Origin of the sequence: Celeribacter sp. HF31 (assembly GCF_011806455.1) — a bacterium.
Taxonomy (GTDB): domain Bacteria; phylum Pseudomonadota; class Alphaproteobacteria; order Rhodobacterales; family Rhodobacteraceae; genus Celeribacter.
Genome location: NZ_JAATOT010000002.1, coordinates 318,233 through 338,065 on the forward strand (window position 1 = coordinate 318,233; position 19,833 = coordinate 338,065).

The 19,833-nt window shown below is 60.0% G+C and carries 22 protein-coding genes; 13 read left to right on the forward strand and 9 right to left on the reverse strand.

The genetic code is table 11. The features are described from left to right. The first annotated feature begins 25 nt into the window (after positions 1 to 25). The 6 genes from HCZ23_RS04990 to HCZ23_RS05015 are packed head-to-tail and all read left to right on the forward strand — an operon-like array spanning position 26 to position 5,236. Positions 26 to 913, forward strand: a complete 888-nt coding sequence (locus HCZ23_RS04990) for an ATPase (RefSeq protein ID WP_167600599.1) — start codon at positions 26 to 28, stop codon at positions 911 to 913. A gap of 33 nt (positions 914 to 946) precedes the next feature. Beyond that, entirely contained in the window at positions 947 to 1,870 is a 924-nt protein-coding gene (gene metA / locus HCZ23_RS04995; protein WP_167600600.1) for a homoserine O-succinyltransferase, read from the forward strand. Positions 1,871 to 1,873: 3 nt separating this feature from the next. Beyond that, the gene (locus HCZ23_RS05000; RefSeq protein WP_167600601.1) at positions 1,874 to 2,830 is read left to right on the forward strand and encodes an alpha/beta fold hydrolase; all 957 of its coding nucleotides are present in this window, start codon (positions 1,874 to 1,876) and stop codon (positions 2,828 to 2,830) included. Positions 2,831 to 2,877: 47 nt separating this feature from the next. After that, positions 2,878 to 3,777, forward strand: a complete 900-nt coding sequence (ppk2, locus tag HCZ23_RS05005; RefSeq protein ID WP_167600602.1) for a polyphosphate kinase 2 — start codon at positions 2,878 to 2,880, stop codon at positions 3,775 to 3,777. A 34-nt stretch (positions 3,778 to 3,811) separates the two neighbouring features. Continuing rightward, positions 3,812 to 4,429, forward strand: coding sequence for a TetR/AcrR family transcriptional regulator (locus tag HCZ23_RS05010; RefSeq protein ID WP_167600603.1), 618 nt, complete (start codon positions 3,812 to 3,814; stop codon positions 4,427 to 4,429). Positions 4,430 to 4,438: 9 nt separating this feature from the next. Further along, the gene (locus HCZ23_RS05015; protein WP_167600604.1) at positions 4,439 to 5,236 is read left to right on the forward strand and encodes an alpha/beta hydrolase; all 798 of its coding nucleotides are present in this window, start codon (positions 4,439 to 4,441) and stop codon (positions 5,234 to 5,236) included. Positions 5,237 to 5,242: 6 nt separating this feature from the next. Here HCZ23_RS05015 and HCZ23_RS05020 read toward each other — a convergent pair whose 3' ends face one another. The 6 genes from HCZ23_RS05020 to rplM all read right to left on the reverse strand — a co-directional run bounded on the left by HCZ23_RS05020 (position 5,243) and on the right by rplM (position 10,290). Continuing rightward, positions 5,243 to 6,358, reverse strand: a complete 1,116-nt coding sequence (locus HCZ23_RS05020; protein WP_167600605.1) for an ABC transporter ATP-binding protein — start codon at positions 6,356 to 6,358, stop codon at positions 5,243 to 5,245. Positions 6,359 to 6,369: 11 nt separating this feature from the next. Then, on the reverse strand, positions 6,370 to 7,167 hold the full coding sequence (locus tag HCZ23_RS05025) for an ABC transporter permease (protein ID WP_167600606.1): 798 nt from the start codon (positions 7,165 to 7,167) through the stop codon (positions 6,370 to 6,372). Then, positions 7,164 to 8,066, reverse strand: coding sequence for an ABC transporter permease (locus HCZ23_RS05030; protein ID WP_167600607.1), 903 nt, complete (start codon positions 8,064 to 8,066; stop codon positions 7,164 to 7,166). Before HCZ23_RS05030 ends, HCZ23_RS05025 begins: the two co-directional genes overlap by 4 nt. A 169-nt stretch (positions 8,067 to 8,235) precedes the next feature. Further along, entirely contained in the window at positions 8,236 to 9,150 is a 915-nt protein-coding gene (locus HCZ23_RS05035) for a GSCFA domain-containing protein (RefSeq protein WP_167600608.1), read from the reverse strand. Between the two features lie 187 nt (positions 9,151 to 9,337). Next, the gene (gene rpsI, locus HCZ23_RS05040) at positions 9,338 to 9,823 is read right to left on the reverse strand and encodes a 30S ribosomal protein S9 (RefSeq protein ID WP_167600609.1); all 486 of its coding nucleotides are present in this window, start codon (positions 9,821 to 9,823) and stop codon (positions 9,338 to 9,340) included. Positions 9,824 to 9,825: 2 nt separating this feature from the next. Further along, complete coding sequence (gene rplM, locus HCZ23_RS05045) at positions 9,826 to 10,290, reverse strand: 50S ribosomal protein L13 (protein WP_167600610.1); 465 nt, start codon at positions 10,288 to 10,290, stop codon at positions 9,826 to 9,828. A gap of 236 nt (positions 10,291 to 10,526) precedes the next feature. On the opposite strand from rplM, the gene HCZ23_RS05050 reads away from it, so the two are divergent. Further along, positions 10,527 to 11,213 (forward strand): VIT1/CCC1 transporter family protein, encoded by a 687-nt coding sequence (locus HCZ23_RS05050; RefSeq protein WP_167600611.1) that lies wholly within the window; start codon positions 10,527 to 10,529, stop codon positions 11,211 to 11,213. Between the two features lie 71 nt (positions 11,214 to 11,284). Here the strand turns inward: HCZ23_RS05050 and HCZ23_RS05055 are convergent, their stop codons facing one another. Then, positions 11,285 to 13,369: a TonB-dependent receptor gene (locus HCZ23_RS05055; RefSeq protein WP_167600612.1), complete on the reverse strand. Its 2,085-nt coding sequence runs from the start codon at positions 13,367 to 13,369 to the stop codon at positions 11,285 to 11,287. A 358-nt stretch (positions 13,370 to 13,727) separates the two neighbouring features. Between HCZ23_RS05055 and HCZ23_RS05060 the strand changes: the two genes are divergently transcribed. Further along, the gene (locus HCZ23_RS05060; protein ID WP_167600613.1) at positions 13,728 to 14,942 is read left to right on the forward strand and encodes an NADP-dependent isocitrate dehydrogenase; all 1,215 of its coding nucleotides are present in this window, start codon (positions 13,728 to 13,730) and stop codon (positions 14,940 to 14,942) included. A gap of 69 nt (positions 14,943 to 15,011) precedes the next feature. On the opposite strand, the gene HCZ23_RS05065 is transcribed toward HCZ23_RS05060, so the two are convergent. Continuing rightward, on the reverse strand, positions 15,012 to 15,245 hold the full coding sequence (locus tag HCZ23_RS05065; RefSeq protein ID WP_167600614.1) for a hypothetical protein: 234 nt from the start codon (positions 15,243 to 15,245) through the stop codon (positions 15,012 to 15,014). Between the two features lie 488 nt (positions 15,246 to 15,733). Between HCZ23_RS05065 and HCZ23_RS05070 the strand changes: the two genes are divergently transcribed. The 5 genes from HCZ23_RS05070 (at position 15,734) to HCZ23_RS05090 (ending at position 18,779) form a co-directional block, all read left to right on the forward strand. Then, positions 15,734 to 16,300, forward strand: a complete 567-nt coding sequence (locus HCZ23_RS05070) for a HupE/UreJ family protein (RefSeq protein ID WP_167600615.1) — start codon at positions 15,734 to 15,736, stop codon at positions 16,298 to 16,300. A gap of 126 nt (positions 16,301 to 16,426) precedes the next feature. Next, on the forward strand, positions 16,427 to 17,032 hold the full coding sequence (locus HCZ23_RS05075) for a hypothetical protein (RefSeq protein ID WP_167600616.1): 606 nt from the start codon (positions 16,427 to 16,429) through the stop codon (positions 17,030 to 17,032). 115 nt (positions 17,033 to 17,147) lie between these two features. Continuing rightward, the gene (locus HCZ23_RS05080; RefSeq protein ID WP_167600617.1) at positions 17,148 to 17,771 is read left to right on the forward strand and encodes a YitT family protein; all 624 of its coding nucleotides are present in this window, start codon (positions 17,148 to 17,150) and stop codon (positions 17,769 to 17,771) included. Positions 17,772 to 17,798: 27 nt separating this feature from the next. Beyond that, complete coding sequence (locus tag HCZ23_RS05085) at positions 17,799 to 18,413, forward strand: YitT family protein (protein ID WP_167600618.1); 615 nt, start codon at positions 17,799 to 17,801, stop codon at positions 18,411 to 18,413. A 30-nt stretch (positions 18,414 to 18,443) separates the two neighbouring features. Continuing rightward, positions 18,444 to 18,779, forward strand: coding sequence for a multidrug efflux SMR transporter (locus HCZ23_RS05090; RefSeq protein WP_167600619.1), 336 nt, complete (start codon positions 18,444 to 18,446; stop codon positions 18,777 to 18,779). Positions 18,780 to 18,817: 38 nt separating this feature from the next. Here HCZ23_RS05090 and HCZ23_RS05095 read toward each other — a convergent pair whose 3' ends face one another. Beyond that, positions 18,818 to 19,831, reverse strand: a complete 1,014-nt coding sequence (locus HCZ23_RS05095; RefSeq protein WP_167600620.1) for a M48 family metallopeptidase — start codon at positions 19,829 to 19,831, stop codon at positions 18,818 to 18,820. Positions 19,832 to 19,833 lie beyond the last annotated feature (2 nt).

The following is a 19,833-nucleotide window of genomic DNA, read 5'->3' on the forward strand; positions in this document are numbered from 1 at the left end:
GGGCGTGACCAACAGGAACAGACAGATGCAGTACGACACAGCGGCAGAGTGGCAGGATGCGGCCCACAAACGCCTCATCCTTTTCGGCATGTCGGGTCTCGGGAAAACCGTGATCTCCAACATGCTGCGCGACACGGGCGCGTGGTATCACTACTCGATCGACTACCGCATCGGCACGCGGTATCTGGGCGAAGCCATTGACGACAATCTGAAAAAAGTCGCCATGCGCGAGCCGTTCCTGCGCGAACAATTCCTGTCGGACAGCATCTATATCAAGTCGAACATCACCTTCGACAATCTCGCGCCTGTCTCCTATTTCCTCGGCAAACCGGGGGCTGAGGCTCAAGGCGGCATTCCTTTCGCGGAATTCCAGCGCCGTCAGGACCTGTTCGAAACCGCCGAAAAAGCCGCTCTGATGGACACGAGCCATTTCATCAATCGTGCGCAAACACTCTATGACTACCCGCATTTCGTCTGTGACACCGGGGGCTCGATCTGTGAATGGGTTGATCCCGAAGACGCCAATGACCCGATCCTGAGCGCGCTCTCTGAAAATGCGCTTCTCGTGTGGCTCAAAGGCTCCGAGGCCCACACCGAAGAGCTGATCCGTCGCTTTGACAAAGCCCCGAAACCGATGGCGTACCAGCCCGCCTTCTTGAGTGCGATCTGGGACGAATATCTCACGGAAAAAGACCTCACAGAGGATCAGGTCAACCCCGACGATTTCATCCGCTACACCTACGCCCGTGCCCTCAATCACCGCCAGCCGCGTTACGAGGCGATGGCGAAGAATTGGGGCATCACGCTGGACTACGAGGACGTCAAGCGCATCACCGGCCCCGACGACTTCTCCGCCCTCATCGCCACCGCACTTGAGAAACCTGCGCTTGATAATCGCACCCAACAGGCCTAAATCAATCTCCCTGCCTTAAAAGGATCGTTCAAAATGCCCATCACCTTGCCCGAAAACCTACCCGCCTATGACGTGCTCTCCGCCGAGGGCGTCATGGTCATGGGCGAAGGCCGGGCAAAGTCGCAGGAAATCCGCCCGCTCCGCATCGCTCTGCTCAATCTGATGCCAAAGAAAATCCAGACGGAGAACCAATTCGCCCGTCTGATCGGCGCGACGCCGCTGCAGATCGACTTTCAGCTGATCCGCATGAGCGAACATCAGACCAAAAACACCGCAGCCGAGCATATGGAGCAATTCTACCGGCCGTTTTCCGAGGTCAAAGCCTCCGGCGAGAAATTCGACGGGCTGATCATCACCGGCGCGCCGATCGAACACCTGCCCTTCGAGGAGGTCACCTATTGGGACGAGCTCAAAGAGGTGTTCGACTGGACCCAGAGCCATGTGTTCTCCACCTTCGGCGTCTGCTGGGGCGGGATGGCGATGATCAACTATTTCCACGGCGTGCAAAAATACGATCTGGACCATAAGGCCTTTGGTCTGTTCCTTCAGGAAAACCTGGCCCCCAGCTCGCCCTATCTGCGCGGCTTCTCCGACCTGTGCTATATCCCCGTGAGCCGCTGGACCGAAATGCGCCAGTCCGAGATTGATGCCGTCCCTAACCTTGTGCCGCTCCTGGGATCGGACGAGACCGGCCCCTGTCTGGTGCAGGACCCGGAGCATCGTGCGCTCTATATCTTCAACCATTTCGAATATGACACGGGCACTTTGTTCGAGGAATATCAAAGGGATGTGGATGCGGGCAAAGAGATCATCCTGCCGAAACACTACTTCCCGGACGACAACCCGTCGCTGCGTCCGATGAACCGCTGGCGTAGCCACGCGCATCTGCTCTACGGCAACTGGATCAACGCGATCTATCAGGACACGCCCTATCGTTTGGAAGACATCGGGAGCTGATCGGTGGCACCGCGACCGGACGAAGACCCCTTTGGGATGCCTGCGCGGCGCGGTCCTCTGCGCGCCATCAAGACACGACGCCGGGGCGATTTGGTGACAACCCGCTCCGGCGCTGTGATTCATGTCGAGACCCATGGTCAGCGTGACGCTCCCCCCGTGATCCTGATCCACGGCGCGTCCGGCTCGACCTATGACATGACCTTCCGCCTCGCGCCCGCACTTGCGCAAGAGTTTTGCGTCTATGTCGTCGACCGGCCCGGTTTTGGCCATAGCCCCCGCATCAAAGACGAAAGCCTCGCCGCCCAGGCCCGCGTCCTGCGCGAGGCGATCGAGACCCTCGACAGCCGCCCCGCAATCGTCCTCGGTCAGTCCTATGGCGGCGCCGTGGCGCTTGAATGGGCGCTGCAATCCGACGATCTGGCGGCTTTGGTTCTGGTCTCTTCGCCCTCGCATGATTGGGAGACCGGCCATCCGCTGTTGCACCGAACGCTTGCCGAACCTGTCATCGGCTGGTGGGCCTCCGAACTGATCAACGCGTTGGTCACGCCCGGCATCATCGCCAAACAATTGGCCGAGGTTTTCGCCCCTCAGGACGTCCCCGAGGGCTACGCCGATCACTTCCAGCCCCGCAACTCGATCTATCCGCCGCGTCACCGTCAAAACGCCCGCCAACGCATTGCTTTGAAGGCCGAAATGGCCGCCATGGTGCCGCGCTACGCGGGTCTGACCCTGCCGATTGAGAGCCTGCATGGCACGGCGGACGTGATTGTTCCCGACCACATCCACGCCCTGCCCTTTGACGCCAAAGTGGCTTCCAATGTGCTCACGCGTCTGGACGGCATCGGCCATATGCCGCATCACGTGGCGACAGAGGCCGTCGTCGAGGCCGTCAGACGCGCCAGATCGCGCGCCAAGTCACGCGCAACGTCATGCAGTGGCGCACATTGCAACCCGGGCTGAAAAACCCCATAGTGTTAAGGTGATTAACACGGAAAAAGCGATGCGCCATGACCGATAAATCCTCCGAGCTGCCTTTTGACGGCGCCATCTCCCGTTATTTCGAGAAAGACGCCCCCAAATCCATCCGCAAAGCGGTCGAGGACGGCAGCAAGAAAGAAATCCTCTCGCCCTCCTTTCCCTATGACGAGTGGATGAAAAAGGATGACTACAAGGACGCGTTGGAGCTTTTGCAGCGAGAGCTGGTCAAGATGCTCTCTGACGTGCGCGAGACCGGCAAGCGCATCGTCGTGGTCTTCGAGGGCCGCGATGCGGCGGGCAAAGGCGGCACGATCAAGCGCTTTCGCGAGAACCTGAACCCGCGCTCGGCCCGCGTTGTGGCGCTGTCGAAACCGACCGAGCGTGAGGCCGGGCAATGGTATTTCCAGCGCTACATCGACCACCTGCCGACCAAGGGCGAAATCGTGCTCTTCGACCGCTCGTGGTACAACCGGGGCGTGGTGGAAAAGGTCTTTGGCTTTTGCTCCGACAAAGAGCGCGAAAAGTTCTTTCACCAGCTGCCGGAGTTCGAGGACATGCTGGTCTCAGAGGGCATTCAACTTTTCAAGATCTGGCTCAACGTCGGCCGCGCCGAACAGCTCAAACGCTTTCTGGCCCGCGAGCAGGACGTGCTGAAACAGTGGAAACTCTCGTCCATCGACGTCGAGGGGCTCAAGCGCTGGGACGACTACACGGCGGCGATTTCCGAGACCATGGAGCGCAGCCATTCCAAAGATGCACCTTGGACCGTGATCCGCTCGGACGACAAATACCGCGCGCGGCTCAATGCCATTCGCTCGGTCCTGTGTCAGATCGACTACAAGGGCAAAAACGCGGACAACATCGGCGAGATCGACGACAAGATCGTCGATGGGCCGAGCCTGTTGATCACCGGCGACGAGGATGAGTAAGCCCGCGAGAGTGAACAGGCATGAGTGAACAGGCATGAGCAAGCGCGGCTATCATCACGGCAATCTGCGGCAGGCGCTGATCGAGGCGGCGCTTGTGCTGATCGAGGAAAAGGGCCCGACAGGGTTCACCCTTTCCGAGGCCGCCAAGACCGCGGGCGTCACCCCCGCCGCCGTCTACCGCCATTTCGAAGGCCGCGAGGACCTGATCGCCGAGATCGCCCGGCAAGGGTTCGAGGTCTTCGCCGACCTTCTGGACTATGCCTATGACACCGGCCAACCCTCGGCCTTGGCGTCCTTTGAGGCGGTGGGGCGCGCCTATCTGGCCTTTGCTCGCCGCTACCCCGGCCATTACATCGCCATGTTCGAAAGCGGCATTTCGATGCAGCGCTCGCCCGAACTTCATGCCGTCGCCGAGCGCGCCTTGGGCGTGTTGGAACGCGCCGCCACGCAACTGTCGGAACAAATCCCAGAAGGCAAACGCCCCCCGCCCCAAATGTTCGCGGCGCATATCTGGGCCATGGCGCATGGCGTGGTCGAGCTCTTTGCCCGTGGCACGCCCGGCGCGCGGGTGCCTTTCCCGCCCGAAGACCTTTTGGAAACCGGAATCGGCATATACTTGCGCGGATTGGGGTTGATTCCTCAAGACACGTGAGGAGGCCTTATGCCGCAGACGTTTCACCTAACCCGTCGCCACTTTCTCTTGAGCGCTCTGGCCGCCGCCTGCCCTATGCCCGCTTTGGCCGCAGACAAACCCGAGACCCAAAGCTACGGCGCGGACAAGCTCGATATCTACCGTGCCGCCACACCGCGCGGAGCGGTGATCTATGTCCATGGCGGATCGTGGCGCAGAGGCTCGCGCAAGGCGGTGGACGCGAAACCCGATTGGGTCACCAGCATGAGTCTCGATTTCGTCTCCATCGACTACCCGACGCTGCCGAAAACCCCCGTCACTGGCCAGATCAAAGCCGTGCGGCAAGCGATGGATTGGTGTTTTGCCAATGTCGCCAAGCCTGAACGCACGGTCGTCATGGGCCACTCGGCAGGTGCGCATTTGGTCGCGATGGCGGCGCTCACGGGGTGGCGACCACTGCCCGCAGGCGTCATCGTCAATGACAGCGGCGCGGTCGATCTGATCACCCTGGCGCGCGCTCATCAGGGCCACCTGCCCTTTGGCACCGCGAGCGTGTTCAAAGACCGCGACCAATGGGGCGCGTTGTCTCCCACCTACAATCTGGCCAAAAGCCTGCCGCCCCTTCTGGCGATCACCTCAGGGGCCCACGGGCACGCGACGGCGATGTCGAATTTCGTCACCAACGCGCGAGCGAATGGCGCGGATGCGACCCTGTTCGATGGCTCAGACTATCGTCACGCCGAGGTGAACCGCACGCTCGGCACCGGCAAAATCCCCGATCTGGAACGCGCCGTGACAGGGTTTATAACCAAGGTCTTGCAGCGCTGAGCCAACTCAGGCGCTCTGGTCGAACACCACCAGCGCGCCCGGCGACCAGCTCACACGAACCTGCGTGCCGACGCCCAGAACATCGCGGCCAAAGATGTTGCGCATCGAGATGCGCACCGGCTTTTCAACGCCCTCGAACCGCACGTCGTAATAGGTCATGTCACCGTAATAGACGACCTCATCCACCACGGCGGGAGCTTCGCGGTGGGTGGCAGTCTGACCTTCGTAGAGCAGCGTCAAGGTCTCGGGGCGGAAGCCCACGGTGGCCTCGCCCCCGTTGTCATTCTGGAGAGGGACGCCGCCCGGGCATTGCGCCTCGGTGATCTCGGTTTCGCCCAGCCCGGCAATCGTGGCGAGATAAGTCTCACCCTCTTTGCGCACCGTCGCAGGCAGGAAGTTCATCACCCCGATGAAATCCGCCACGCGTTTCGAGTTGGGCTTGCGATACAGGATTTCGGGGTCGTCGCATTGCGCGATCTCGCCCTCGAACATCACCGCGATCCGGTCGGACATCACAAGCGCCTCTTCCTGATCGTGGGTCACGAGGATGAAGGTGATGCCCACCTCGCGTTGCAGCTTGATCAGCTCCACCTGCATCTGTTCGCGCATCTTGCGGTCCAGCGCGGAGAGCGGCTCGTCCAAGAGCAAAACCTTCGGTTTCAACACCAGCGCGCGGGCCAAAGCGACACGCTGTCGTTGCCCGCCGGACAGGGCATGGGCGGCGCGGTGGCCGTAGCCTTTGAGGCCGACCATCTCCAACGCGGCCTCGGCGGCCAGCATCTTGTCGGTCTTCGACATCTTCGATTTGCGCAACCCGAAGGCGACGTTTTCGATCACCGAAAGATGCGGGAAAATCGCGTAAGACTGGAACACCATATTGGTCGGGCGTTTGTTCGCGGGCACACCGCGCATGTCCCGGTCAGAGATCATCACAGCGCCGGTGTCATAGTCCTCAAACCCCGCAATCGTGCGCAACAAGGTGGTCTTGCCACAGCCCGACGGTCCCAAAAGCGAAAAGAATTCGCCCTGTTTGATGTCGAGATTGATGCTCCGCAAGGCGTGATAGTCGCCATAGTGTTTATTGACGTTTTGCAGAGAGATCAGAGGTTTATCAGCAGTCATGTCAGCCATAGTCAAAGAAAGCCCCCGGTGTCATTGCCCGTGCGCTTGGCGCCCCGGCGGCGGAAAAATTCGGCGATTGTGATCAGGAGGATGGAGAGGACGACGAGGATCGTGCCCAAAGCCATCACCGCAGGCAGCAGTTTCGGGAACCGCAGCATGGAGAAGAGATAGACCGGCAACGTCGGCTCGGCGCCGGTCAGGAAGAAGGCAATGATGAATTCGTCCATCGAGATGGTGAAGGAAATCAACAGCGCCGAAATGATCCCCGGCATCACCAAAGGCAGGGTCACGAGGCGGAAGGTCGAGGCGGGCGTCTCGCCCAAATCGTAAGCCGCCTCTTCAAGCGACGGGTCCAATGCGGCGAAGGCCGATTGCAGGATCGCGATGGCAAAGGGCGTGCAAATCAGCGTGTGCCCCGCGATCACCGACCATGCGCCGGTGTCGAACCCCATGCGCAAGATGACGATGAGCAAGGACACCGCCACGATGATCTCCGGCAGCACCAGAGGCAACATGATGAAGCCCATGATGCCCTTTTGGCCGGGAAAGCTATAGCGCGACACGGCCATGGCGGCGAAGATGCCGAGAGTGGTCGCCAAAACGGCGGAGGTCACGGCGATTTTGAGCGAGTTCAAAAGCGCACCATGCATCTCGGAAAGGGTCAAAAGCTGGGTGAACCACTCGGTCGTGAAACTCTCCAGCGGAAAGGCGATGATCGTCGAGCTGTTGAAGGCGAAGAGCGGCAACAGAAAGATCGGCGCGTAGAGAAAGATGAGATAGAGCACCGCATAGGTCTTGAGCGATTTCATTTGCGCGCTCCTTTTTTCCCACCTGCGGCGCGGTTGCCGAGGAGCAGGAAGGCCACGGCAATCACCGCGACAATCAGCATGGCGAGCACCGCCAAAGTGGCCCCCAAAGGCGCGTTGTTGAGGCGCAGGAATTGGGTCTGGATCATATTGGCGATCATGAGGCCCCCCGGCCCGCCAACGAGGCGCGGCGTCACGTAATCACCGATGGTCGGGATGAAGACGATCAACACGGCCGCCACCACGCCCGGCGCGGCCAGAGGCAGGGTCACACGCAGAAAGGTCATCGTCCGGCTCTCGCCCAAATCGCGGGAGGCCTCCAAAAGCGAGCGGTCGATTTTCTCCAGCGCGACAAAGATCGGCAGGATCGCGAAAGGCGCATAGGCATGGGCCAGCGTGATGATCACGGCGTTGACGTTGTAAAGGATGAAGGACAGAGGTTCATCAATCAAACCAACGAGTTTCAGACCGGAGTTAAGAACCCCGTTATAGCCGAGAATGACTTTCCAGAGGAACACGCGGATCAGATATGAGGTCCAGAACGGGATGGTGATCAGGAAAATCCAGAGCGACTTATGCTCCGGCTTCACCCCGAAGGACACGAAATAGGCAATCGGAAAGGCCAGCACCACGGTGATCAGCGTCACCAGACCCGAGACCATCAGCGAGCGCAGCATAAGCTGGCGATAGAGCGGATCGGTCAGCGCCTCTTTGTAATTCGCCAGCGTAAATGCGGTGTCGAAATCGCGCACGCCGGTCTGGGTCCAAAACGAAATCACGAAAATCGCGATCAAGGGCACGGCCAAAAGCAAGAGCGCATATAGCGCCGTCGGGGACACCAAAAGCATCCCGATCCCCTGCTCTGTCCGGAAAAAACGACGTATCCTGTCGCTCGCGGCCATGCTCGCTCCCTTCCCAATATCCGAGCCGATCCCGGCCCTATCCCCTGTCACTTGCGTCGATCCTGAAAAGATTTTGATCAAATTTGCAAGGGGTTTCCCAAGGACATCCGAACACGACGATCAATTTCATGGCAAGTGCCACTTCTTCGATCACCAAACAGGCAGCGCCTCAAATTCTTATCGCCGACAACCCATGCGCGGTCAAAAACACCTCCATCACACCCTCTACCATTTCGGGACGGACCGATCGCAGGTTCGCCGCGAAAGCTGCCTCAGGGACGGCCCAAGTTGTGACGATCTCATAGGAGGGAAAGTAGTCCACCGTCGGGTATTTGTCTGCCAAGGCCCCCGCCACCGCGCGCAGGACCGACTTTGAATACTGCGTTGCTGCCAAGACATGCTGGTTTGAGGCCGTCCCGGTCAAAGGCACCGGCGAGACCGTCAAAAGCAGCTGCACATTGGGGTTAATGCCGCGCAAAAGTTTTCGGATTTCAAGGAGATCGGCATAAATCTCGTCATAGGTGAAGTTGTGAAACTCATAGCGCGCGGGGTCATAGTCGCCCGCAATCACGCCGGGTGCCATGGCCAGCACACGCCCCGTTTCGCGGTCGATCCAGCCTTCGGTCAGACCCAGCGTAAAGATGAACACCTCCATCTCCTGCGCCAGCTCCACCACCTGCAAAAGATGCGCCCGCCGCGCCTCGATGGCCGCCTCAAGCGTCGCATGGCCGTCCGGCTCCACACCGGGGCGCAGCGCATCGAACCAGGCACCATCACGGGTCAGAAAATGGCGCTCATCCACATAGATTTCAAAGGCATCCTCCAACACTTCCCGCAGCTGTCGCGCCGTGTAGATATTGCCGTAACGCGCCGAATAGAGGCCATAGCCCCGCTGGGCGGCCTCCTCGTCGCTCATGCTCTCCGGGCGAGGTTCCACATCCAGAACATTGACACCGGCGCCGCGCAAAAACCGGCCGATGTGCTGTGCAAAACAGCTTCCGGCCGTGGCGACAGCCGTCTGAGGGCCGATGTCAAAGGCCGGGGCGTAAATCTCTGGCCAGTGACGTTTGTCCGTCTCGACCACGCCGCTTTTCCAAAACGCCTGCGGCGGCAGATCTGAATAGGGATTTTGCAAAAGACAGGCCTCTCGGGTTTCATAAAACTATGAAACAGCGCAGCAAGGCTGCCAAGGGCGAAAACAGGCCCAAAAAAGAGAAAACCGCCAGCGGAGTGCTCCGTGGCGGTTTCCAAATCTTGGATCCAGTAAGCGATTAACGCTTGGAGAACTGGAAGGACCGGCGCGCTTTGCGCTTACCGAATTTCTTACGCTCGACGACGCGGCTATCGCGGGTCAGGAAGCCAGCGGCTTTCAGAGCGGCGCGCAGTTCCGGGTTGTAGAGCTGCAGAGCTTTGGAGATGCCGTGTTTCACAGCACCGGCCTGACCGGAGAGGCCGCCGCCTTTGACGGTGGCAACCACGTCGAATTCGCCTTCGACGCCAGCGATTTGAGCCGGTTGTTTCACGATCAGCTGAAGCACCGGACGGGCAAAATAGACAGACATGTCTTTGCCGTTGACGGTGACTTTGCCGGAGCCCGGCTTGATCCAAACGCGGGCAACAGCGTCTTTACGCTTGCCAGTGGCGTAGGACCGGCCCAGTTCGTCACGAACGGGCTCACGCGGAGCTGCAACTTCGACGACGGTTTCGCCACCGGCGACGGCGTTCAGCTCGTCGAGGGATTTGATTTCATCAGCCATGATTATGCGCTCCGGGTGTTTTTCTTGTTCATGGACTTCACGTCCAGAACTTCGGGGTTCTGAGCTTCATGCGGGTGCTCGGCACCGGCGTAGACGCGCAGGTTGGTCATTTGCTGACGGGACAGTTTGCCGCCCGGCAGCATGCGCTGCACGGCTTTGGTCACGACGCGCTCGGGGTATTTGCCCTCAAGCAGCTCACCCATGGAGCGGGATTTGATGCCGCCCGGGTGGCCGGTGTGCCAGTAGAAACGCTCGTCGGTGCGCTTTTTGCCGGTCAGTTGCACTTTGTCGGCGTTGATCACGATGACATTGTCACCCATGTCCATGGACGGGGTGAAGGTGGCTTTGTGCTTGCCACGCAGACGCATGGCGACGATCGAGGCGAGACGGCCCAGCACCACGCCTTCGGCGTCGATGATGATCCATTTCTTGTCGATGTCCGCCGGTGTTGCGGAAAAGGTTTTCATAGGTTCAGCCCTTATGGGATAGGAATTCGATTGAGCGTGTTCTAAGCATTTCGCGCGCCACGTCAAGCGGCCACACTTTAGATTTATCGTTCAATTACAATGGTTTAAAAAATAGGTATTATTTTACCCCAATAAATTCACCCTCCCCGAGCGCAAAACCTCCGTTTCAGTCGAAAATCTGGCATCAATCGGGGCTTTCGCCTAAGCTCTCGCATAAACCAACACGAGAGCCCAGCATGTTCGCAAGGTCCCCCCTCACCGATCACCTGAAACAAATCGTCTATGGCGGCAATGACGGTATCGTCACCACATTCGCCATCGTCGCGGGCTTTGCGGGGGCCAATGCGGACGGCACCGGCGAAATCGCGGCTCTGGCGGTCTTGGTCTTCGGACTGGCCAATCTCTTCGCAGATGCGACCTCGATGGGCCTGGGCGAATTTCTCTCGGCCCGCGCCGCCCGCGACATGAAGACATTGAGACACAGGCAATTGCAACACAACCCATCGGCACAGGTCGACGCCCTCACAAGGCATCTGCAAGGCCACGGGTTGTCGACGCTCGACGCCACCACCATGGCGGCACTGGCGGCAAAATCGCCGGGATTGATGGCAGAGATGACGCTCTCGCAGGTCGAAGGGCTGGAAGACCCCGGGCAAGGCCTGTTGTGGCCCCGTGCGCTGATCACATTCCTTTCCTTCGTGGTCTTCGGCGTAATCCCGATCCTGCCCTATCTTTTGGGTCTGCCCGCTGACATCCGCTTCGGCTCCGCCGTGGCCGCCACCGCCGTCGCTCTCACATTGCTGGGCATCTTGCGCCATGTCGCCACCCGTGCCGGGCTGGTGCGTGCGGTGAGCGAGACGGTTTTGGTCGGCGGGGTCTGTGCGCTTGTGGCCTACGGCGTCGGGCTGGTCGTCGCGGGATAGCGCCACGGAGTACAAAACAAAACGGCCCGCCCCGAAAGGGACAGGCCAAGACGCATCCCCCGAGGCGCAACTCAGAACCGGAAGGTCGCCCCGAGGGTAAAGGTGCGCCCACGCCCGCCGATACCGCCATCGAGGCTGGTGTCGCCGGAGTTCGCTTCGACGTAGTATTTGTCAAAGACGTTCTCAACGCTGGCGAACAGTTCGGCATTCTCGCTGACCTCATATGAGCCGTAGAGGTCAAAGAGCGTGTAAGACGGTTTGTCGATCATCGTCGCCGTCATGTCCGAAAAGCTCGTGTAGCGCGCCACGACACTGTCGCCGACATAGCGCATCCGCGCGCCGATACGACCGTCCTCGTCGTGGAATTTCATCCCGAGATCAAGCGTCAGATATTCCCCCGGAAGCTCGCCATATTGGTCATGACCACCGCCTGCCTGCTGGCTGGCCGGTTGATCCGTGTCCGACAGCGTGACAGAGAGCGTGCCAAAGAAGCGCTCCGTCTCGAAACCACCGGCCAGTTCGATGCCGCGCAGCTTGGTTTCACCCGGGATGTTGATGAACCGCACTTCATTGTCGCTGTCGGTCTCGAAGACGATGAAATCCTCGACATTGGACTGAAACGCCGAGGCCGAGACATGGTAGAGCTCGGACGCGTAGTTCACCCCGATCTCAAAGGTCTCCGCCTTTTCCGAGTCGAGTTCCGGGTTCACGTGAATGGTCGACCCGCCACCCGTGTGGGCATTGCCATTGACGCCGTAGAACATCTCGGTCGCGGTCGGCGCGCGCATGGTTTGCGCGTAGGACGCATAGGTCGAAAGCGCATCACTGAGGTGATAGCGCGCGCTCAGGTTCGGCAAAAGCTCCTCGCCCGAATTGTCCAGCGGCACGACAGAGGTCACGCCGCCCACCGTCTCGGGGATTTCCCCCGACAACTCCCATGTGTCATAGCGCAGCCCTGCCCCGAAATCCCAGGCGCCCATCTGGTAGCTGGCCTGCAAGAAGGCACCCAGCTTGTCCAATTCGCCCGAGCCGTTATTGCCACCCAATTCGTTCACATCGTAATCGTTGTTCGCCCAAGCCAGACCGTAATCCAGACGCAGGTCGGGCGTGACGCGGCTGCTGTTCGACACGGAGAAGCCCTTGGAAATATCCGTGCCCTCGCGCCCGATATAGGAGCCCGTGCTGCTGCGCCCCTCGCCTTCCGGGAAGTCAAAGGAGAAGTCCTGCCAATAGGCACTCGCCGTGATGTCGATCAGCTCACTCGCGGGGTTATAGCGCAGATCGGCGGAGACGCTCTGGCGCTCCATGTCCCAGATGTAGCCAGAGCTGTTCGCCGGGAACATCTTGTTCTTGTAGTCCTGTGCGGTCAGGTTGATCTCAAGCGCATCCGTTGGGCGGAACCGTGCCTTGGCGAGGATCGTGCGCGGCTCGTCTTCGGTGTATTCGCTCGATTTGGTGCCATCGCCATCGGAATATTGCCCGTTTTCATAGCCCGAGATCGCCAGCATCGCGCCCCAGTCTCCGCCTGTGGCCGTATCGCCCTGCATCGCGCCCGCCGCCGTCACATGCGGGCCGTAGCCGTTGGTGCCAGCGCTGAATTTCAGCATCCCGCCGGAGCGTTGGCCGACACCCAGCACGTCATCTATGCCGATGGTACGGAAATTCGCGGCGCCCGCCAGCGCGCCCAGCCCCGCGGCCCCAGCGACGGCGCCTTTGGCCACATCCGCCCCCGCGACGAGACCCGGGTCGACAAAGACCTGATCGTCATAGGACCCGGCATGGCCAGACATATTGCGGAAGGTCTGCGGGATGCCGTCAATCATCGTGTTGACGCGGCCAAGGCCCTGCATGCCCCTGATATTGACAGCGACAGAGGGGGTATCCCCCGGCGAGCGCGTGAACACGCCGGGCACGGAGCGCAGCGCACTTGCGACATCGCCGGTGTAGCTGTCGACGATTGCCTCGCCCTCCACGACAGCGATCTCGCCGCCTGACAGGGTCTCGACGCTGGTCTCGTCAGTGTTGCCCTCGACCACGATGGTATCGAGAACGGTGATGTCTTGCGCAACTGCGGTGATCGGAAAACAGGAAACGAGAATGGCGACACTGCACTGCAGGCGCATACGGACCCCGACGGGCCGGTTCAAAGTGGTCATGGAAACCCCCTCATGGTTTGCATTTTCGTGGTGCTGCGTCTTGGGGGCTGTCGCTACCTGGTCACTCCGTTTTGTGGATCGGAGCCAGCATTCAGGGTGCTCCTAACTATTCCTACTATTTTTATCAAGAATAAATTTTCAGCCCGCAAACAGGTCGTTGCAGATTTGAAACATCCATCCGTGATACCAAGCCTCAACGGCCTGAGAGTCGTGGCCTTTATTTGCGTCCGATCCCAAAAGGCGAAAAATGTATGCAATGGCATACAACAGGCATTTCACTCTCCCCGGAACTGCGCTAAAACAAACCCGACTCTTCCAGACCCCTCACTTTTCCAGACCTTTCATGGAGCTCCCCCAGATGACCAAGATCAAGGTAGACAACCCCATCGTCGAAATGGACGGCGATGAAATGACCCGCATCATGTGGGATTTCATCAAAAAGAAACTCATCCTGCCCTATCTCGACATCGATCTGCTCTATTACGATCTGGGCATCGAGAGCCGCGACGAGACCGAAGATCAGATCACCATCGATGCGGCTGAAAAGACCAAAGAGGTCGGCGTCGCCGTCAAATGCGCCACCATCACGCCGGATGAGCAGCGCGTCGAGGAATTCGGCCTCAAGAAAATGTGGCGCTCCCCCAACGGCACGATCCGCAACATTCTGGGCGGCGTGGTGTTCCGCCAGCCGATCATTTGTAAAAACGTGCCGCGCCTCGTGCCCGGCTGGACCGATCCCATCGTGGTGGGCCGCCACGCATTCGGCGACCAATATAAAGCCACCGATTTCACCTTCCCCGGCAAGGGCCAGCTCACGATGAAATTCGAGGGCGAAGACGGTACGGTGATCGAGAAAGTCGTCTATGACGCCCCCTCCGCCGGTGTGTATCAGGCGATGTACAACCTCGACGACTCGATCCGCGATTTCGCCCGCGCCTCGTTGAACTACGGCCTCAACCTCGGCTGGCCGGTGTATCTCTCGACCAAAAACACCATTCTCAAGGCCTATGACGGCCGTTTCAAAGACATCTTCCAGGAAGTGTTCGATGAGGAATTCGCCGAGGCCTTCAAAAAGGCTGGCATCTGGTACGAACACCGCCTGATCGACGACATGGTCGCCTGTGCGATGAAATGGTCCGGCAAATTCGTCTGGGCCTGTAAGAACTACGACGGCGACGTGCAGTCCGACACGGTCGCGCAGGGCTTTGGCTCGCTGGGCCTGATGACCTCGCAGCTCATGACCCCCGATGGCAAGATCGTCGAAGCCGAAGCCGCCCACGGCACCGTGACCCGTCACTATCGCCAGCACCAGGCGGGTGAGGCAACTTCGACCAACTCGATCGCCTCGATCTACGCCTGGACCGGCGGCCTCAAGCACCGCGCGAAACTCGACGGCAACGAACAGCTCATGCGCTTTGCCACGACGCTGGAAAAAACCATCGTCGACACGGTCGAAAGCGGCTTCATGACGAAAGACCTCGCACTTCTCGTCGGCCCGGATCAGGCCTGGCTCACCACCATGGGCTTCCTGGAGAAAATCGACGAGAACCTGAACAAGGCTCTGGCAGGCTAAGATTTCCAGAGCATTGCACGATAGATGGCCGGGGCCCGCACGCCCCGGCCTTTTTTATCGGCCTTTTTATTAGCGCAGCCAGTGCGAATGCTTCCGCTCGGGAGGCGCCTCGGGCGGCAGACCCACGTCGCGCCGCAGATGCGGGCTCAGATGCGCGAGGCTGCGGGCCAGTTTTGCCTCCCGCCGCAGGGTGCGCCGCGCGGCAAAGGCCGCCTTTACGACGGGCCAAAAGCCGTGGTTTTCGATCAAAGGTTGCACGTGTTGCCGCAACGAGAGCGGCGCAGGAGGAAGAACATCCAACATGAGAAATGCCCGGCAAATGCCGGCCTTGTATAAGATTTTTTAGGATTATGGGCCGCGCCGCCTGTGATCTGGTGTGACACTCAAACACAGGTAAAAAAACCGGCCCATCACGAAGACAGACACCGGCAGAGGCGCGTTTTCAGGAAAAAGATCTGTTAAGATCGTTGAGCGTCAAAAGCTCCCTGACCACGTTGAACCCCAACCGCGCGCATATGTCCGCGTCCGGCGTGTCCTCGAAGGGTGCGTTGCGTATAAACAGTCATGTCGCCCTCCATTGTGGCCAGTTTCAGTGGGCACATCCTGCCCGACGCCCGAATTTCAGGCAAAGGTTTTTTTCTGACCTCGGGGAAGCGTGTTCTTTTTGCCGCAATGCGCCCCCGGCCCTTGCGTGTCTGAAAGCGCTTCGCCACTCTGGATCAGTAGCGTCCCGCATGGGGTGCCCTCGACAGATCACAGACAACACTCACGAATAACTCTCAGGGACAGTTATGAAAAAACATCTTCTGACCGGCCTCTTCGCCCTCGCCGCCAGCCCCGCTCTTGCCCATCTGCCGCCCGAACAGCACGGCTCTTTCATGGCAGGCGTGTCCCACCCGCTTTTCGGCCTCGATCACATCATCGCCATGGTTGCCGTCGGCATCTGGGCGCTTCAGATCGGCGGAAAAGCCGTCTGGGCCGTGCCCGCGGGCTTTGTCGGCGCCATGGCTCTGGGCTATTTCGGCGGCATCTTCGGCATGGGCCTGCCCTTCGTCGAACCGATGATCCTCGCCTCCGCGATCCTGATCGGGCTCTTGGCCACCTTCGCCGTCAAACCAGCGCTCGCCGGTGGCGTGGCCATCGCGGCCCTGTTCGGCCTGTTCCACGGCCATGCCCATGGCGCCGAACTGGGCGCCGCCAATGCGCTCGGCTTCGGCATCGGCTTCGTGATTGCAACCGCAGCCCTGCACGCTGCGGGCATTCTGGCCGCTCAACTCATGGCCCGCGCGCTGCCCTATGGCCCGCGTATCCTGGGCGCCTTGGCGACGCTCATGGGCCTGTCGCTTTTGATCGGCTAACACACCTCATTAACCATAAGTCTCAGATTGCGCGGGCGAAAATCCGCGCAATTTTATTTGTTATATTGGCCTTAAGCCTCGCGCCCCTATGTTCTTTGCAAACGGAGAACAGAAGGTTTCCCGATCATGCAGATTTCCTCTGCCGCACAGCTTTGGGCGCAATCAACCCTGCGTCAGGATCCACAAGACTCGAAAACCGCCGCACAGGATGCAGGCGGTTCTTCTGTCGCAACGGATGCGCAGGGCCAGAAAAGTGCCGCTCAAAACGACGCGCAGAACGCCACCGCGACGCAAAACACCGCCGCGCGCAAAACCATCCGGGGAGCCGCGGATGTCTTTGCCAAATACGACCTGACCAAGATCACGCCCACCCAAATCGACGCGCTCACCGCCGATCTCAAAGCCGCACGCTTTGACGATCTGGGCTTCGTCATGTCGCTCGAACGCCAAGGCGCGGCCTATCATGCGGAAATGGAGGCCTCCGGCAGTGTCTACGGCATCGGCGATCAGGATTTCGACGCCGATGCGCCGGTCGACCTGATCGCCAAGACCCGCTCCGAGCTTGCTCTGGCACAGCGCTATGGGCAGGACACCGAACGCCTCTCGACCCAGCTTTTCAAACTCGAAGAGGCGCAGATGAGCCGGACCAGTGCGTCGCCTGCGCCCTCCTCGGCGCCGCAACTCGCCGAAACCTTGGTGCTGTTTCAGGCGCAAAGACTCTGGGTCGAATAGCGCTTCACGGAGCATTTGCCGTTCTTTTTGGCACGTGCGGGGAACGTCACATCCAGACACCGATGGCGCTCACATTTCGCTGGACAGGTCAGTAAAGCTGTCCTAAATCTACCCTATGCCAGCCCCCATGCCGATCCCCCAAGACGCCCAGAAACACAGCCTCCTCGAGGATGTGCAGGGCTTTTCCATCGCCCTGATCACCACCGCGATCGGGCTCACGATCATTGCGCAGCTTGGGTTCATCACCGGCCAGACCGCCGGCCTCGCCCTGGTGATTTCCTACCTGACGGGCTATTCGTTTTCCTGGGTCTTCTGGCTGATCAACATCCCCTTCTATGCCCTCGCATGGTTTCGGATGGGCAAGGAATTCACCATAAAATCAGCAATTTGCGTGACGATCCTCTCGATCCTCGTGGCGGTGATCCCGGATTGGATGACGTTTTCGCACCTCGATCCGCTCTTCGGCACCATCGCCTTTGGCATCCTCACGGGCTACGGACTTTTGGGCACGTTTCGGCACAAGGGTTCGCTGGGCGGTCTCGGGGTCGTCGCGCTTTATGCCCAAGACCGTTTCGGCATCCGCGCGGGCGTTGTGCAGCTCTGCTTTGACGCTGTGCTCTTTACCGTCGCCTTCTTCCTTTTCGAACCGAGCCGTGTCCTGTATTCGCTCTTGGGCGCGGTGATTTTGAACGGTGTGATCGCCTTCAATCACCGCCGCGATCGCTATATCGCCGACTGACACCACCGCCTGACCGAAGAGGACATCATGCCGACGGACGCACAAAAGCCCGAGAAACACACATGGTTCGAGGACCTTCAGGGCTATATCTTCGGCACCTCCATGTGTGCTTTTGCCCTTGTGATGCTGCGCTCCTTGGGGCTGATCACCGGTCAGATGGCGGGCTTGGCCGTGTTGATTTCCTATGTCTCCGGCCTGCCCTTTGGCTGGGTGTTTTTTGCGGTGAACCTGCCGTTCTACTGGTTCGGCTACAAACGCATGGGCAAGGTGTTCGTGGTCAAGACCTTTATCAATGTCGCGCTGATCTCCGTGCTGTCCGAATGGTTCCCGACCATGATCTCTTTCGAGGCGATCACACCCTTGTTCGGCGCGATCATGGTTGGGTTCATGACCGGCGCAGGCCTCATGGCGATCTTTCGCCACGGTGGTTCTCTGGGCGGCCTTGGCATCCTTGCGCTCTATCTTCAGGACGCAACCGGGGTCAAAGCGGGCTATGTCCAGCTGGCCTTTGACGCCTGCCTCTTTGCCATCGCCTTCTTTATCATGCCGCTGCCGCTGGTGGTCTACTCTTTGGTGGGGGCCGTGGTCGTCAACCTCGTGATCGCCATCAACCACCGCCGCGACCGCTACATCGCCATGTAACTCAACGTCTGATCCGAAAAGAGCCCACCGATGCCGACCCAATACATCTTTCTCATCCTTGCGATCTGTTTCGAGGTGATCGGCACCACGGCCATGGCCGCGTCCCAGCAATTCACCAAGCTGATCCCCGTTTTGATCCTCGTCGTGTCCTACGGGCTGTCGTTCTACTTCCTGTCGCAAACGCTCAGGACCGTCCCGGTCGGCATCGCCTATGCGGTCTGGTCGGGGCTTGGGATTGTGCTGATTTCGCTGATCGGGCTGGTGTTTTTGGGGCAAAAGCTCGATTTCCCAGCGATCCTCGGCATGTCGATGATCATCGCGGGTGTCCTGGTGATCCATCTGTTTTCTCAAACGGCCACACATTAAGGTCTCGGAAATATCTCAGGCGAGCCAAAGCCCGCCCGTTATGGCCTCTCGCGAATGCGGGCCGCACGTTCCGCCGAGTCCGGGTGCGTGGACATCCACTCCGGCGCAAGCCCGCCATAGCGGCGATCCAACTCGTCGAAGAACCCGGCCAGCGCCGCACCGTCATAGCCCGCCGCCTCCGCCGTGCGCACGCCGACGTCATCCGCCACGCGCTCATGCGCCCGCGAATAGGCCAGCGACAGGACCACGCCGCCGTCGAGGATCAAATCCTCCAACACCGGCCCCACGTCGCCCGCCATCATGCCGATCAGCACATAGACCGACAGCGAGCGATAGAGCTGGCGCAGCGAATGGCGTTCGCTGATATGGGCCATCTCATGCCCCAGGACGCCCGCGAGGATGTCCTCGTCACCGAATTGCTCGACCAAAGCGTCGGTCACCACGATGGTGCCGCCGGGCAGTGCGAAGGCATTGGGCCCCATCTCGTCAATGTCGCGAAATTCAAGCGTATACGCCCCGTAGGGGGCCTCCGGCGCAACGGCGCTCAGCGTGGCGAAAATCTCGCGAATTTCGGCTTGGCGCGCCTCAGAAAGAGCGCTCTCCTCGGCCATGGTGCGGTCGATCATCAACATATTGCCGCGATCCATGCTTGTGACCATAGGCGCGGGCGTGGCCAGGATCGCCAGCGAGACCAAGAGGTCCAGCCCCCAGCGCCAGATCGCCACCGCGCCCAAAAGACAGGCCACAATCACAAGCGCCAGACGCGGATGCCAGCCCTCAAGATGGGCAAGCCAGCCGTCTGAGGCAATCACGCCAAGCGCGCGCAGGCCGTCGCGGTCCGTCGTCTCAAACCGCATCCCTTCGGCAAATGTCAAAACATCGCGTCCGGCGGGGCCGGTTTCATGCGCGGTGGGCGCGCCTCGGGTTAAAATCTCGCCCGCAGCATCGCACAGCACAATCTCCACGCCATTGCGTTTCAACTCCGCCGCGATGAGGCGGGAGGTGCCGGGGGCATAGGCCTGCCCCCGAACCGATCTGTGGCTCTCCGCCATGG